We start from the raw sequence: 15,333 nt of genomic DNA on the forward strand, positions 1-15,333 counted from the left end.
ATTACTCAATAAACACGATGCCCGGTCGATTGACATGATTTGCAAGCTTCGCAACAATATCCCCCAAAAGCTCCGATTTGATTCTGATTTTGACTGACCGCTCTCTAGCTTTTTCAAGATCTATCGATTTGAAGAGTCTGAAGTCCAAAATGATACTGATCGAGACGCCGTCAACTAGAAATGAAGGCTTAACTCTGTAGAAAGCCTCGCTCGTTTTCGCGTCGAGGTTATCGCTGCTATGATACATTAACCCAGATATGACTCTCGATTTCAACCATTTGTTCTGCGCGTAGTCGCAAACCGGCGAGACCTCCAATTCGATGAAAGTATAGTCATCGAGATTCTTGTTGTTTGGGTTTGCAAAATAGTTTGAAAGAAGTTCTTTCTTATGGTCTCCATTCTTCGGGGGGATCTCATATACATTCCCTGGGAGAAGCTCCTGCGAAGGAGCAGTGTCGAGATGAAGACGGGTATTTATCAGCTGAGCGGATTGTTCATACAGATCTACCATCTGGATGCAGAATCCCTTGTCGGGTTCAGTGAGATTGTTTATTACTTTTTGTAAGTTCTTTCCATTGCCTATAGTCTTCCCGTTCTTCTTCAAGGTATACAAGTCATCGGCATTCAGCTCGAGTGCATATAGATCTTTATCCTTAATCAGAGAAAATAAAAGATCCGTCGTTCGTAGATAATCAATGGCCGAGTAGGCTCGGTTTGTTTCGACTTCCAAAACGTCTTCGAAAGATGCATTGAAAGTGCCGAGTGAGTTCTTAAGCAGCGCGACTGCATCAGCCACGTTGGAACCAAGCCTTGCCTTGGCCATTCGCTGCAAGATGGCACTCATGTTTTCATTCCAGACGTTGGCTGGACTAGTAGGGATTGCGAAACCATTCACAATGCGGGCCGAAGATCTGTGAACCAGATTTTCCCAAATAATGAAGATTTGAAATACTCCGAGTGATTTCAGTTTTTCATCCAAAGCTTCTTCAATCTTTTCAATCGCGTTTCCTTTTTCAACGTATTCAAGTCCCCCCTTCTCATCACTCTTCGAATCGAAATAGATAGCTTTCTCTAAGCTGATGATTCCGAGAGGAAGGCATAGCTTAAGTGTCTCCGACAGCGTTAGGCGTTCCGACAAGAGTTGGATCAGGTGGTCATCCTTAGCCCAGACCAAAATGAAATATGGACCATTGTCCCGTGGTATGAGCCTCTCCATCACAGTGATGACTTTTGAAACTTTCGTGATGTCATTCTGCCCTGCTGTCTCAAGTTCGATGTCAAGAAAAATCAATCTAGTGCACGAAAGTGGTTTGGCGGGTAATTCTCCAATTCTTCCATTGTAATATGTGAACGGGATGTGATTTCTTGAAAGCACTTTCAGTAGTGGAAGGCTCTCGGTTATGTTATCATCGATTACGATCACCCGACCATTCATCGGAATATTCATCGTCGAAGATTCGTGAACTGTTGTCGCCGCTTTCTGAGTCAATTTAGCCTGAACGGCATCTTTTGTCTCTTTGCCGGGCGTAACCATAAGCTCTCGATCGATAAGTTTTCGGAGTCCTAGTGCAACATCCACAACTAGGCTAAGCACTATCCTTAAAAGCGAGACAAACCATCGCGCCGTCTTTGAATTCCTGAGGTACATCAAAATCTCCTTGGTCAGGGAAGATCAGAAGGCCTCCGTGGGCTTCCATTATCTCCCTGGACAAATGCAGACCGAGTCCCATTCCATAGGGCTTCGTCGAAACAAATGGTTTTGCCAATTCTTCGGTTGGCATGGAGAATCCGGGGCCGTTATCTGCAACTATGATTGTGGTGTAGCCGTGTAATTCTTTCGAGATCGAAAAATAAATCTCTTTGTCCTCTGTTTCACTGTATTCAAGCCACCATATCGAATTATCAATGAGGTTCATAAGGGCCGCCAACACAAGGTTCTCAGCACACTCGATCCTGTCGATTCCTGGGAAGTACTCAAAAGCCCTGCGCGCACGAATCTTGTGAACCTTAAGCCTGAACTCAACGTTGAAAAGTGCTTGGCTTAGCAAGTACTTAGGATCGACTTTCTTTTTTCCGGTGTTCCTTATGAGCAGTCCGTATCCTTCTAGCAGCTGTGATAGGTGCTTGACCAAGGCGACGATTCGTTTTGAAGGCTTGTCGTTCTGTGTGACTATGATTAGTTCCTTTATCACTTTGTCGACTTCATGTATTACTATGCTTAGGTTCAATCCCGCACCGGCGCTTCTAAGAAGTATCTCAGTCATGCTTCTATAGTCATTCTGTATCTTGTGAATATACTTCTTGACCTCCCGTTTGAGATCCTCGTCTTTGATCTTTCTCTCAATAACCTTCTCAAGTTCATCCAGGCTCGCGACAACAGGTTCTGGGATCGATTCCGTCCCATAGAACTTTCTAACCTTGTCTTTGTCGACGTTCCTCATCGTCTCAACGATGTTCAGAGAGTAGAGGATTGCCTTTACAAAAGTCTCGTAGGCCTCATTCTCAACAAATCCTTCCCGGTTGGTTTTCTCAATCAGGTCTTCACTGGCTTCTCGTGATAGATTAATTGCTCCAAGGATTATGTTATTACTGATTCTCTTAACCGGGACGTTCACGCGGCGGATATCCAGACTTAGCCAATCATTTCCTGGATCGCCGTATTCGTTTATCCTGATGCCGTCTCTATAGACTCTTATACCCCCGTTTGCATTTAGATAATCCCGTAGGCCTCGTTTGTCTTGGACGCCGAGAGACAAGACTCGTGGAGTTCTGTCGAAAATTACGCCTTCGAAAGTCACTGGACCCATCTTGGAGGCGGACAAGTCGATCGCCTCGTCCTCATCATCAACCATCTTCAACAGATTCTTGATTTCATTGTCTTTCTCGTCCAGCGACCTTCCGTTCAACTTCTTCATTGCTGGGAAGGGAGTGAATTCATATTTGAAAGATGTGATCACTTTCCCTTCCATCCTACAGTTGAATCTGTACAATGCATATTGAGATACCTCATCCCAGGACATCAGTCCCTTTATCCACTCCTTTTCGTCAACATCAAACACCACAAAAAAGGACTCGGGAGTATCAAATGGGGAGGACAGGGCGTTAGTGGAACGATACACGTCCCTGACCATTCCACGTGTCCATGGCGCATGGAGACTTGATATGGTAATTCGGGTGCCGGTCTTGTCGCCGATAAACACTTCGGGCTTCCGGGTGTAAACGGAAACAGGAACATCGTCCAAGTACTTTTCCTTCGCAAATGTTCGCCAATCAATTTGTAGGTACACTTCATCACAGTCTTTCTGGCGAGTGACAAGTTCTATTACGTTCCCAAGCTTATGCGCTCCAAATCTGCCAATCCCTTTTTCACCAAGTGGCAATCTTCCAAACCTGTGCGAACGGATTCTCTTTGCAAACAGCTGCGTCTTGTAGTCGCTCCCCGGTTCCATCCATACATTCTTGACGATCTCTGGATCCATTCCAATGCCATCGTCCTCAACGACTATGGATCCCGCAGCGTCATCTGATACCTTTGACATGGTGATTTGTACGAAGTTAGCATCTGCGTCATACGAATTCTTGGCAAGCTCCAAAAGGGCGATGCTTGGATTCTTGATTAACTGATCCCCAAGTTGAAGCAGCAGTCTGGCTCTCGGTTTGAATACAAGTTCCTGTTTCACAACAACTAGCTCCTTTTCGAACTTCCGAAGTTGAATGCGGTTAGGGGTAAAACACCAACATCGATATATTTGAGTATCTCAATACAACTTCCACTTTGGACGATCTCGAAAGGATTGGTCAAGTTCTCGCGTTAGCGCGAAAAATGGTATTGCGACTAGGGTCAGAGGAAGAAGATCCGCTTCTCCTCGCGCATCAATTGGTTGCACCGGATTTGTAGAATCCTGTTGTGAATTCTGGGTTGTAGATCACGGGCGGAGTGTCAACATCTGTGAAGCAAATTGCGTCAAGATCCAAGAAGTGAAGGCGGAAGCCTTGCCGCTCGCTCCCCTTTTGCACGTGAATGAGGACGCCGTTCCGCATCGGTAGATTATCCAGATCTCCATTCTCTTCGGCGAACCTGAGTGCTTGCACCCCAACATATTTTTCATTGACAGTCACTTCATAGCCCTGTTCCTCGATGGCTGCGGCCACGACTAGTAAAGTGTACTGGTCTGGTTCATCCCTTACTGCCTTGAAGATTTTCTCGATGTCCATGATGCGCTCCTGGCAACTCCTATGTGGAAATAGGACCTTGCGGATATCCCTTATGGTTTCTTATTTTCCAGGCAATCTCTGGCCTTGGCAATGAGATCTACCCATTCTCCATCCGACAATATTTCAACTCCATAGACTTCTGTGTCGAATGGGGCATTACTCAAGAGCCAACTGATGAATTCTGTCTTGCTGTGCTTTATAGTCGGACCCTTGCCACGCGAGGCATTTCGCCGAAATGGGTTAGAGAGGATTGTCGTTTGGTCGGCGCCCAATTCCGATTCTTTCCAATTGAAAAGAAGGTTGTTGACGTCGTCCTTGCCAAGCGTTACGACGAGCTGTTTGAACAACGCGCTCGCATTTACGATTTTGACATTCTGTGACATAACACTACCTCCGGTGAATGTACACATTGAATATCACAAATGGAAACTGCTCAAGAGTTCCTAGCTTTCCCACAAACAGGGCTATAACTAGTGCGTTCAGTATATGGCCGTCGTCGCAGATCGAAGAGTAGTGCGATCGGCTGTCGTTCAAGAAAATGCCCGGCCAATATCGACCGGGCTTCATGCTGATGAGACCAATTCTCGGTCTGATTAGCTAGCCTTCCGAAATGATGTGGTTTGGATTATGCCCCCAAATGACAACACCCATGCAGAAAACAGGACCATACCAAACCCGAGTTGAGTCTTCCCAGTTGTAACGCCTAGAATGAAACAAAAGAGATACCATGCAAGGCTGATGATGAGTGTAATTCTCAGGTATTTCAATGGCTTGATGGCCTCACTTTTGGCTATCGCCTTCTTTGTTTGTGTGATGCCAACTATCGGATAAATAACTGCATAAAGAAATGCCAAAACTAGAGTCAAGCCTTTAGCATCATTATTTCCTTGCTCACGGAATAGGTTGCCCAAATAGAAGCACAAACTTATCCATACAAAGCCACCAATGAACATGAATCTTAATGATCTCGTGGTGGTCTGGATTACCTCAATCAGAGCGGATCCTTGACTAGGCGCATCAGACTTCGTGCCCGCATCACCGTATCCCCCGTGTTGACCGCGCTCAACTGATTGCTTCGATCTCAAATCAACATGACAATACCGACAGAGTATGGCCTCATCTTGGATTTCTTCGGCGCAGTAGGGGCATTTCTTCATTTCTCAACTACCTTTCTTGTTGCTTCGTGATTTATCAGTCGGTTGATTTTACTTCTTCGTTGTAAGCGTTCCGAGGACACGCCAACTACCCGCGTCTGTTTGCATGTACCCGACTCCGACGTTAATAAGGCCCTTCTCGAAATTCTGTATGCTCTGATATGGTTGCACTCTCGATTTGGTGTAACCTTGTTCAAGTAGGCTGTTGACCATACGATTCGCCTGATCTACTGAAGCTTCTTCTGACACACACGCGTATACTTTCACTACTGTTACCTTGCCGTCCCCCTGGGTGCTCACCATGTCAAAACCAGAGGCTCTTTCGTAGATCAGAACTGTGCTCAACTCTTGAGTCTGGCTTCGAGTTGGGGTGCCCAAGAATCCAACGAGATCTGATTTTCCTAGACTTAGCACCGGTTCATAATCGCTTGGGAACAGCATTGCAGATTGGCTACGTCTTGGTGGTCCCTCTTCCTTCTGAATATTCAAGATCACGCCGACTGCGAGCACCATCATGACGAATATGATGGCATACCAATGCTTGACGAACGATACGACTCCTTTTGGGATGATATTGCCCCCATCGAAGCTCGACCCATCACCTTTGGATCGTACCTGCACATCGCTCAGATCCGAGCCACAGTATTCGCAATTGTTTGCCGCATCTTGGATTTCTTCGGCGCAGCAGGGGCATCTTCTCACGCTCACTCCTCTGTTCTAACGGGTACAAAAAAACCTCTTTCATCCATCATCGATGGAATCCAGAGGTTCACGAAAATCTCTCCAGTTGCCGACCACCCAACAAAAACCCCTGGGCTAAGTTTCCAAGGCAACTCCAAGTCGGCTGACTTAGGCGTCATCTCGTACGCAAAGCACCAGGGGCAACAGAACCCAAATGGGTAGAGTTGCCCGAAGATGCGTACGAGAGTATCATCTGATACTTTGAAATGTAACCTAAGTCAGCCGAAAACAAGGTAGGAATTGGTGGATCGAATATCAAGCGAGGCGGGAGCGCTGTATGAAAATCGTGACGCTTAGCTTTGAAATCTCCTCATTCGAAAACTGAACCCCAGAATCTCTCACGACTTCGACCGCATCGCGAATGGACTGGAAGAGAAGCTCCTTGAGATTATCACCTGATGGTGTCAAATGCGGCTCAGATGATTTCTCAAGAATCGAAAGCTCCAGTTTCGAACTTCCCTTCTTGCCATTTGCCACACGCTTGAGAAGAAACTCACTGCCAACCCCGAGCTGTTTCTCCTCGATGATCGAGTGTATCTCCTCAGTCGCAAACAGGCTTCGGATTTCTCCACTCCCCAGATCCTGCACTGAATACAGATAGAACTTTCCGTAGCTGCTCTGACCTGCGTAGACAGGTTTGAGAATCTTGAACCGGGCTTCTTGGTTCAGCTCAAGCTCAACCTTCGGTGGGTTGTTGCCATTTCCGTTATTCTGTCCCATTTGACGGACCTCCATTGTTGTTGAGTTGATATGAGAAATTGACTCCTGCAGGGATCAGTTTGGTCCCAAGTGGAATCTCGCCAGTGCGTTTGATGTGTGCAGCAATTGCTGCCAGATCCGGTTCGTGTTTCTCAGGCGTGGTTCGTAGCCACCCATTACGAGGAGCGATCTTGAGAAAGATGGCCAAGTTGTCGATCTCGATCTTGTCTCGCCCTTTGCGAAGTGTGAGCGTACCGTGTGGCAACCGAAGGGTCTTTTCACCGGTCTGTTCGGATTGCACGCGCCAGAAGCTCTCAACGTTGAAGAGAAGCCATGACCGCTTTTTGTCCAATCGCTCGATCTCCGATTTGCGATACTGCTCGATCAATTTGATTTCGTCATCAGCAAGTGTGTTCACATCGTCCATTTGGGACTCAAGTTTCGCCACAGCCATCAACAACTGATCTGCTTTCAGGCGGTCCAGCTCGATCTTTACCTTTTGTTCCTTCTCTTCGACCTCAGCCAACAACTCATCCATGAACGAAGTCATTTGTGTCTCCTCCACGCAATGATCGATTCCAACGCAGCAAGAACGCTGCAGAGAATCGCATACACGAATTTGATATGTTTCACGGAACCCTCCATGTTTTGAGTCCGCTAGAGAGCGTCGCGAAGATAATCCTAATCGCCCGCCAGATTCTTTTCCAGTTGATGTTCATATTTATCTCCTAGTGAAATAGAAAGAAGCCGCCGCCGATCATCACCCCTAGAGTTTGAGGTTATGAGTGTGACTTTGGCGGCTCCAGATAGGGAAACGCCCCAACGTCCTAAAGACAATGCAAGGCCGAGCCTGCAAAGCCCAAGCTGAATGGGGGAGCGCTTCGAATTGAATGGAAAATGGTGGGTTAGTTCTTGAGGTACTCTTCGGCAAGAGAAAACGCCCGCTGCTTCAGCTTTTCGCCCGACCCGAACCACATACTTTTCAGCCGTTTGCTCGGATCTTCGGTTGTGCTGACGTGATCCACAAGTTCAGTGACGGCGTTGTATGCGCCAAACAGATTACCCTTGTGCATCGTCGCATCTCGCTGTGTTGCGTGAATATCGAGGATCTTCTTGCGAAGGTTCTCAGTCCGGGTGTTGCTCTCTGCTTCCGGATTGTCTGGGATCAGCGTTCTCACATACTGGATCAGTTCACGGTCCGTCATCTTGCGCAATGCAAAACGATTGAACACGAAATCCAGTTGTTGATAGAGATGATTCGTGAGCCCCAGCAGCTTGTGCGCTTCCTCCAGCTTTGCAGGAGCTGTTGCAGTGTGCTTAATCTTCACTTCCTGTTCAGTGCCTGAAAGAGCAACAGACAGCGTGTTGTTGCATACGACCCTGATAGGGGTCAACTTGATTCGGATGTGCGAGCTGCCGTCGTGAGAGTTGTAGAGCAGCAGGTATTTCTCGATCAGATCATTCGACTTGCCGACTCGGATGTAGCCAGGCAGCTTTGCGAGCAACCAGATCTTCTCGCCCTTACCCAGAACTCCTCCCGTGTGGTAGATCGCTTCATCACGGTCAACCAATGGATCGAAGAAACCGAATGCATCGCGATTCTGAACAGGCTCGTAGCGTGAGCCAACGACTCCTAGGACTGTACCTGTGTCCGATCTGACGGTTGCGAAATGATCCGGAACCAAAACGCTCTGCCGACTGATCTTTGTGAACAGTGGTCGCTTGACCACCTGGTAGTCGAGTCCCGCTGCTTCGATTGCTTGAGCAGCTGTGGCAGGGTTTGCCAATTTTCGGCCCAGACGATGCCAAGGAGTTTCCCCAAAATAAAACATACTGGCTTGGCCCGATCTGCCGATGTTGAGATTGTGTGCCATTGCTGTTTCCTTTCTTGTGTAAGCCGGCTACTGCGTGATTGCGGCTACTGCATCATTCACCGCTTTGCGAAACTCTTCGATGCTTTCTCCGAACACCCGGATTGTCATCTTCTGTTTCTGGTCTCCGTTGATCTTCGACTCCGTTATCGAGAGATACTTGTTGCCGTTCTTTGCTTCTTTCAGGTCGACGAAGTATGTCGTTCGACCCAAGCGGATCATCGTTGAATAAAGTGCACTGTCCATAGAACTCCTTTCGGGTTAGTGATGTGAACATCCACACCTTCTTATACCAGAAAAATAGGGGACCCGTTTTCCCAGAGAATGAGCCTCAACGGGAAGCAGTGTTACATCAGATCCTATCGGCGGAGGTACTACGACATAGACCGGGAAGCAGATCAAACGGACCAGGATGACCGCGGATTTCGTATGGGGAGAAGTGAATCCCAAGATTTTTTTTGGTTTTGGAATTTGGACCCTATTGGCGGGATAGTACCGTCTGACCCGAATAAGGTGTTTTCACTATTTTTTGTTTGGGAAGAATTGCGGTTATATGAGGTCGAGGTGTCGTATAGGATGGCAAATGTGTGGCAGAAGTGTCCCGGACGCATCGAAAAGGATGGCAAATGTATGACAGATGTGTCAGAAGAGTATACCGGATGTGTGACAAAAGTGTATACGACCTAAGTCATTTCAAGTTAGCTGGTTGAATCAAAGAGAACCGATGTCCGACCGAGAATCTTGAGCAATTGGGACACGAACAGTGGATAACTCTCCAAATTGCCCACAATTGCTCGACTAAGAATTACGGTTTGTGTTGAATCAGCCGATCATTTCGCATAAATTTGACTCACGCCCCTCTCAGCATCGATGAATGTGCCTCGTTGGTGCACTCAACGGATCGATTTTTCCCAGTTATCTCGGCTGAAATGATGAAGTATTCAGTCTTGCATCGTCTTTCTATCAGGATAGATGTGAAAGTCGGAGTGCTTTTCTGGTCTAGTTTACGCAAAAGGCCCAAAGCGATAAAGACTTGTCGATAACGAGGAATCAACATACATTAATTAATTCAGATGTCGCCGACTTGATGCAAGAAGTCGAAACCACAATTGTTCGACGTGAAACCCCTGCCCAGACCTATCTGTCAACGGCGCGATGAGGGCAAAAACACTAGATAACGAGCACTCAATCCATGAGTAGAACTGAACGCCTGTCGCCGAATTTCGAGCGACTCGACAAGGCCCTGCGCTCAATCGGATATAGCTTCGAGGCTGCAGTTGCCGACATCATTGATAATTCAATTGACGCCAAAGCACGACATGTTCTCGTTCGGTTCATTCTCCGAAAAAACAAATCGCTGGACCTTGCTATCCTAGACGACGGCACTGGAATGAGTCCTGCCACCCTGAAGGAGGCCATGCGCTTCGGTGCGGACGTTGCTCAGGAATTGGACAGGCTTGGCAAATTTGGCCTTGGGCTGAAACTCGCCTCTCTGAGTCAGGCAAAGGAACTCAGGGTGGTCAGCTACAATGGCTCCACCACCTCGGGCCGGGGATGGCTCGAGGAAGGCATTTCCTCGGGATTCATGTCAACCATCCTCGATCCCTCCGAATGTCGCAAGATGCTCAAGTCGCTTGTGCCCGACCGGCCTTGGAAAAAATCGGGGACGGTGGTGTGGTGGTCAAATCTTTATCGCGTAGGTCAAAATCATTCCGACTCAAACGAACATGTGCAAAAATTGATGCGCCGGCTCAAGGAATACCTCTCCTTGGCCTTCCACCGATTTCTTGCAGGTAGTCCGCGCTTGGTCAATATGGAGATCGATATTTTTGATGGAGACTCAAGCCTTGAGGGACTGCCCCTTCCCTTGGAGCCCTTGAACCCATTTGGATACAACGCTACGGGACTCAAGGGATTCCCGGCTGAATTGGTTACCGCTGACGGATATGAAAATCGCATCAAGATTGTTGGCCACATCTGGCCGCCGAACTCCTCGGTGGCGGAATATGCACTCCCAGGTGGTGCCAACAGTCGTCAGGGGTTCTATTTTTATCGGAACAACCGGCTGATTCAGGGCGGCGGTTGGAACGGAATGCGCGAAGCCGAGCCCCATCGCTCGCTTGCACGTCTCGAAATAGACATGCATCCGGATTTCGACGTCGATGTCAGCCTCGACGTAAAGAAGGTTGAAATCCAGTTGCCTCCGGATCTCGTGAAAGCCATCCAGCGATCAAAAACCGCCTCTGGGATTGATTTCAAGAAATACCTGTCCCTTGCCGAGGATACATATCGAACTAAACCCGTGACGGAAGACGAACTGCCTTTGATTCCCGTGGATGGTCTGCCCGCCGATCTCTGTGATTTTCTCCTCAAGGAGCTTAGAATTGATGGCACGAAGCGATACCGAAAGCTCCGCTTCGCTTGGACGAATCTGGACCCGAATTCGTTTTTTGAATTGGATCGTGACAGCGATATGCTTCGGATGAACAAACTATATCGCCGCCAGCTTTTACATGGTCTCGACGGCTCCTCGACGGACATTCCCGTCGTGAAGTGCTTGCTTTTCCTTGTCCTTCGTGATGTGTTGTATTCTCAGCGCATCAGCGCTAAGGTCCGCGAACGGATAGAGCAGGCAAACCGCATTCTTGCCTATGCCGTGAAGTACGAGCGGAGCATTGGATAGCATGAAGAAGCCGGCATACATATCCTGGCAGAATTTCTGCGCAACCATCATCGTTGAAGGAGAGCAGCGAACTCACAAAGTCTCCAATTCCCCGAGAGTGGATTTCTTCTGGGATGGCCAAGGGAGGCGCGTTGGCCTATGGCTTGAAACAGCTTCGGACACGACCCTATCGCCTGAATTGCTGAAGCTGTCTTTTGTCGACCTCGATGTCGTAAAAGTTGGCACCCGAAACTTCCTCGAAATTGCCACCACATCGAAATCGTTGAGAAGGCAGTTCTACCACTTCGCAGTCGCAGTGACGGAGAAGATGTTGTCAGGCGAGGTCTCAGCGCTGGATGCTGTGACTGCCGAATTGCAGTGTTTCGCCGAATTGCTTGCAGAGCGCTTGGTTCTTGGGGTTGAACGCCAGATAGGATTGCTCGGGGAGCTCTTGTTCTTAGAGCGGCTGACTGCTTCGAAGGGAATTCAAATGCTGGATTGTTGGGTCGGTCCGGATGCCGAGCCGCATGACTTCCGCGTTGACACGCGCGAATTTGAGGTGAAGACGACCGTTGCCCCGAAGCGGGTGCATATCATCCATGGTGCCGAACAGTTGGTTGCGTCCAAGGATTGCTCGCTTTTCCTTCTGTCTGTCATACTCGGCCCGCCTGGCGACTCTTCGAGCTTTTCGCTCGCCGGCAAAGTGCGCGACGTCGAGCGACTTTTCACTGCCAATGCAGCCCGGAAGAAACGATTTTTCGAAAAATTGGAGAAAGCCGGCCTGCGCAAGACCGACCTCGCCCACTACGGTCGTAAATATTCTTTTCGCCGTGCTCTTGCCATCATCCCTGTGGACAACAAGTTTCCGGCGTTGACCCGGCCTGTGATACAGAAGGCCATCGGGTCGCTCTCTCAGCGAATCGAATCAATGCAATATGCCGTGAACCTTGAGGGCCTCGAAAAGGAGGATGGCAGTCCGCAATTCGCTGCCGCCGTTCTCTCGTAACTGGAATACACACATGAAAAATCACGTCGACAGAATCAATGCGGCGCTTGGCGCGATGACAGATCGCCCACGCGCTTTGGTTGACTATCTTCGAAAGCCCGGCCCGGACTTCGAATCAGCTGACGCGCGGGAAATTCAAAAGATGCTTTCTGTGATTCTCTCGCCTGACCCGAATGACCCCACACGGATTAGATTTTCAAATCTGTTGCATTCTTGGGATAACGCGAAGGATGGGGAGTGGGTGGGGCAAACTGTCCGAAACTCTTCGACGCGGCGAGCGCTTATCCACATACTGTTGAAATCGGACAAAGATCTTATCATACGCATTGATGCTCTTTTGCCTTACTACCCACTGGAAGAGCCGCTAATCATCGCTGAAGAACACGCTGACTGGTATTCCCCGTCGGTCGGGGTGCGTGACTATTATTGGCGCACATACACCAAGTATCTCCGGGAGCGGCGCGGTTGGGGCGACGTGTCTTTGCTGAATCTCGATAACAGCACGCGAAGCATACTTGAATGCCTGTCGAATCCAGAATCGAAGGGCATGTATTCGTCGCGGGGGCTGGTCATGGGCTACGTCCAAAGCGGCAAAACGGCCAACTTTGCGGGTTTGGTGGCGCGAGCCGCGGACGTCGGCTATCGCCTTATTATTGTGTTGGCTGGCACCTGGAACATTTTGCGCAACCAGACTCAGCGACGATTCGATAAAGAACTCTTGGGCAAGGAATTGCTCCACAACGACGACACTTATCAGAATCAACGTCCGGCTGACTGGGATGAGTTTCTTGAGCACGGGGCGTACCCGCCCGATCTTGGCCACTACACATGGCAGCGGTTGACGCGTCCCGATATTGATTTCAGGGGACTCAAGGCCGCCATTGACAACCTTGAGTATGAAAAACGTTACAGGCATCTGCCACTGCATCATCCTGAAAACCTGCACCTTCTCCCCGTGAAGCTCTTGGTAGTGAAGAAAAACAGCTCGGTTCTGGGGAAGCTTGCGGGCGACTTGGGCAAGTTGAAAACACGCCTCGCTGAAATTCCAACGCTCGTGATCGATGATGAATCAGACCAAGCGGGATTGAACACAGTCGACCCAAAAAAGGCGAAGGTCGGCAGGGAAAGGACGGCGACAAACAAGGGCATCATCCGCTTATTGAACCTGCTGCGCCGCGGCCAGTATGTGGGCTACAGTGCCACCCCCTATGCGAATGCGTTGGTGAATCCAGATGACCCCGAGGACCTTTTCCCGAAAGACTTCATCATTTCTTTGGATCGCCCGGTCGGTTACATGGGGATTTCTGATTTCTTTGACCCATTCGTTGACTATCATGATCTGAAGAAGAATGATTTTTCCCAGCCGGAACTGGCGTTCATCCGGCGCGTGGAGACCCCACAAGCAGACGACGACGAGGATTTGAAACAGGCGCTTCGCAGCTATGTGCTCGCTGGCGCGGTGAAACTTTACCGCCTGAACAAGGACACCACTCGTTACAAGCCCGAGTCCCTGAAGCACCACACCATGCTCATTCACACCTCATCCCGCAAAGGTGTGCATGCGTCCCTGGCAGAACGGATTCTCGAGCTTTGGGATGAGTGTGCCTTCAACAGCCCAGATGGCCTCAACGAACTCAGGAAGTTGTGGGAATCGGATTTTCTTCCAGTCTGCAAGATTCAAGGGAAGGACGAACTTGTTCCCACTTCGTTCAATGAACTAAAACCACACCTTGCCGTCTCGGTGCAAAAAATCACCCGCGACTCGCATTTCGTCAGAGTCGTGAACAGCGACAAGGATGAAGCGCCAGATTTTAGCCACGGTCCGGTATGGAAAATAGTTGTCGGCGGTAACAAGCTCTCGCGCGGTTACACGGTCGAGGGTCTCACGGTAAGTTACTACCGGCGCGTTGCCAACACGGCGGATACACTGATGCAGATGGGTCGGTGGTTTGGATTCCGTCCGGGCTATCGCGATTTGGTCCGTGTGTTCCTCGGAGTTCAGGAGGGTAGGGACAAGTCTCTCGATTTGGTTGCGCTTTTCAAGGAGGTTTGCCGCATGGAGGAGAGCTTCCGCGAGGAGATCAAACGCTATGTTAGACGGCCCGGCGCACCGAAGATCACACCTCGTCAGATTCCACCGTTGATTGCCATCTCGGGCGATTTGCCTCCCACGGCTCGGAACAAGATGTTTAACTCGAAACTTGACCGGAAGAATTTTGGGGGCCGGTGGTCAACTCTCACGCTTACGGCTGCGAAAGCAGCTTCTCTGAAGGAAAACCTTCGGGCGTTACAGAAACTCCTCGGTACAGGATCAACCATGGGGCGGCGTGCTCTGGGTGGAACCTTCGGAGACGGGAAAACTGCGCTCGCTGATTGTCTTGTCTTTGAAGTGTCTAATGCACAATTGATTTCTTTTCTACATGACTACCGCTGGCTTGAATCAGAATACAAATACCCAGAGCGTCCTACTGACGTCAATCTCCAGATTGAATTCCTTCAGAACCAGAAACACGATATCACCTCTTGGCTGCTCCTGTTTCCACAACGCAAGATCTCGTTCGGACCAAAGCTTGCGCTGAACCCCTTTGGCGAGTTCACCGTTAAAGAACGCCACCGGGTTGGAGAGCGGCGGTTCGGGATATTTGGCGAGTCGTCTCATCACGCCATTGCTGAATCCTTGGTTTCGAAAAAGGATAAGCAGAAGATTCAGCTTGTTTCCTTAAATGAAGCGACCAAACAACTTCAGAAACGACAACGCGGCATTGCCCTGTTCTATCCAGTTCGCGAGACGGAAGCTCAAGCAGTCTCAATTGGCTTCGAACTCTTGTTTCCTGCGAACAATCTGCCATTCGACCTCGGCTTCACTGTGCGCCGAAAATCCGAAAGCACGCGGATCATCGTTCCAGCTTCGCATATCGCCGCTGAGGCCGCTCGAGAAGAAGATATTGCCGACCGGGGCATCCAATGAGTAAGGGCAAGCCTGTC

At 49.2% G+C, this 15,333-nt stretch carries 12 protein-coding genes; 3 read left to right on the forward strand and 9 right to left on the reverse strand.

All coding sequences use genetic code 11. The features are described 5' to 3' along the window. Position 1 precedes the first annotated feature (1 nt). The 9 genes from NTU47_04060 to NTU47_04100 form a co-directional block, all read right to left on the reverse strand. Positions 2 to 1,648: a hypothetical protein gene (locus NTU47_04060; protein ID MCX6132970.1), complete on the reverse strand. Its 1,647-nt coding sequence runs from the start codon at positions 1,646 to 1,648 to the stop codon at positions 2 to 4. Further along, positions 1,587 to 3,680, reverse strand: coding sequence for an ATP-binding protein (locus tag NTU47_04065; GenBank protein ID MCX6132971.1), 2,094 nt, complete (start codon positions 3,678 to 3,680; stop codon positions 1,587 to 1,589). The genes NTU47_04060 and NTU47_04065 overlap by 62 nt, the downstream gene beginning before the upstream one ends. 193 nt (positions 3,681 to 3,873) lie before the next feature. Beyond that, positions 3,874 to 4,215, reverse strand: a complete 342-nt coding sequence (locus NTU47_04070; protein MCX6132972.1) for a hypothetical protein — start codon at positions 4,213 to 4,215, stop codon at positions 3,874 to 3,876. Between the two features lie 50 nt (positions 4,216 to 4,265). Continuing rightward, positions 4,266 to 4,598 carry a hypothetical protein gene (locus NTU47_04075; GenBank protein ID MCX6132973.1) on the reverse strand — a complete coding sequence of 111 codons (333 nt, stop codon included), beginning with the start codon at positions 4,596 to 4,598 and terminating at the stop codon, positions 4,266 to 4,268. A gap of 822 nt (positions 4,599 to 5,420) precedes the next feature. Continuing rightward, complete coding sequence (locus NTU47_04080; protein MCX6132974.1) at positions 5,421 to 6,071, reverse strand: zinc ribbon domain-containing protein; 651 nt, start codon at positions 6,069 to 6,071, stop codon at positions 5,421 to 5,423. 294 nt (positions 6,072 to 6,365) lie between these two features. Then, positions 6,366 to 6,830, reverse strand: coding sequence for a hypothetical protein (locus NTU47_04085; GenBank protein ID MCX6132975.1), 465 nt, complete (start codon positions 6,828 to 6,830; stop codon positions 6,366 to 6,368). Further along, complete coding sequence (locus NTU47_04090; GenBank protein MCX6132976.1) at positions 6,817 to 7,359, reverse strand: host-nuclease inhibitor Gam family protein; 543 nt, start codon at positions 7,357 to 7,359, stop codon at positions 6,817 to 6,819. The genes NTU47_04085 and NTU47_04090 overlap by 14 nt, the downstream gene beginning before the upstream one ends. A gap of 355 nt (positions 7,360 to 7,714) precedes the next feature. Further along, the gene (locus NTU47_04095) at positions 7,715 to 8,683 is read right to left on the reverse strand and encodes a DUF932 domain-containing protein (protein MCX6132977.1); all 969 of its coding nucleotides are present in this window, start codon (positions 8,681 to 8,683) and stop codon (positions 7,715 to 7,717) included. A 27-nt stretch (positions 8,684 to 8,710) separates the two neighbouring features. Beyond that, on the reverse strand, positions 8,711 to 8,926 hold the full coding sequence (locus tag NTU47_04100; protein ID MCX6132978.1) for a DUF3276 family protein: 216 nt from the start codon (positions 8,924 to 8,926) through the stop codon (positions 8,711 to 8,713). 946 nt (positions 8,927 to 9,872) lie between these two features. Between NTU47_04100 and NTU47_04105 the strand changes: the two genes are divergently transcribed. The 3 genes from NTU47_04105 to NTU47_04115 are packed head-to-tail and all read left to right on the forward strand — an operon-like array spanning position 9,873 to position 15,316. Continuing rightward, positions 9,873 to 11,363 (forward strand): ATP-binding protein, encoded by a 1,491-nt coding sequence (locus tag NTU47_04105; protein MCX6132979.1) that lies wholly within the window; start codon positions 9,873 to 9,875, stop codon positions 11,361 to 11,363. Between the two features lies 1 nt (position 11,364). Next, positions 11,365 to 12,348 (forward strand): PD-(D/E)XK motif protein, encoded by a 984-nt coding sequence (locus NTU47_04110; GenBank protein MCX6132980.1) that lies wholly within the window; start codon positions 11,365 to 11,367, stop codon positions 12,346 to 12,348. Between the two features lie 13 nt (positions 12,349 to 12,361). After that, on the forward strand, positions 12,362 to 15,316 hold the full coding sequence (locus NTU47_04115) for a Z1 domain-containing protein (GenBank protein ID MCX6132981.1): 2,955 nt from the start codon (positions 12,362 to 12,364) through the stop codon (positions 15,314 to 15,316). Positions 15,317 to 15,333 lie beyond the last annotated feature (17 nt).

The organism is Ignavibacteriales bacterium, from assembly GCA_026390595.1.
Classification (GTDB): domain Bacteria; phylum Bacteroidota; class Ignavibacteria; order UBA10030; family UBA10030; genus UBA9647.

What these genes read in the sequence shown, in the direction of transcription:
- NTU47_04085 (MCX6132975.1), bottom strand. Translation starts at nt 6,830, where the DNA reads ATGGGACAGAATAACGGAAATGGCAACAACCCACCGAAGGTTGAGCTT.
- NTU47_04110 (MCX6132980.1), top strand. Translation starts at nt 11,365, where the DNA reads ATGAAGAAGCCGGCATACATATCCTGGCAGAATTTCTGCGCAACCATC.
- NTU47_04090 (MCX6132976.1), bottom strand. Translation starts at nt 7,359, where the DNA reads ATGACTTCGTTCATGGATGAGTTGTTGGCTGAGGTCGAAGAGAAGGAA.
- NTU47_04060 (MCX6132970.1), bottom strand. Translation starts at nt 1,648, where the DNA reads ATGTACCTCAGGAATTCAAAGACGGCGCGATGGTTTGTCTCGCTTTTA.
- NTU47_04105 (MCX6132979.1), top strand. Translation starts at nt 9,873, where the DNA reads ATGAGTAGAACTGAACGCCTGTCGCCGAATTTCGAGCGACTCGACAAG.
- NTU47_04075 (MCX6132973.1), bottom strand. Translation starts at nt 4,598, where the DNA reads ATGTCACAGAATGTCAAAATCGTAAATGCGAGCGCGTTGTTCAAACAG.
- NTU47_04070 (MCX6132972.1), bottom strand. Translation starts at nt 4,215, where the DNA reads ATGGACATCGAGAAAATCTTCAAGGCAGTAAGGGATGAACCAGACCAG.
- NTU47_04115 (MCX6132981.1), top strand. Translation starts at nt 12,362, where the DNA reads ATGAAAAATCACGTCGACAGAATCAATGCGGCGCTTGGCGCGATGACA.
- NTU47_04100 (MCX6132978.1), bottom strand. Translation starts at nt 8,926, where the DNA reads ATGGACAGTGCACTTTATTCAACGATGATCCGCTTGGGTCGAACGACA.
- NTU47_04095 (MCX6132977.1), bottom strand. Translation starts at nt 8,683, where the DNA reads ATGGCACACAATCTCAACATCGGCAGATCGGGCCAAGCCAGTATGTTT.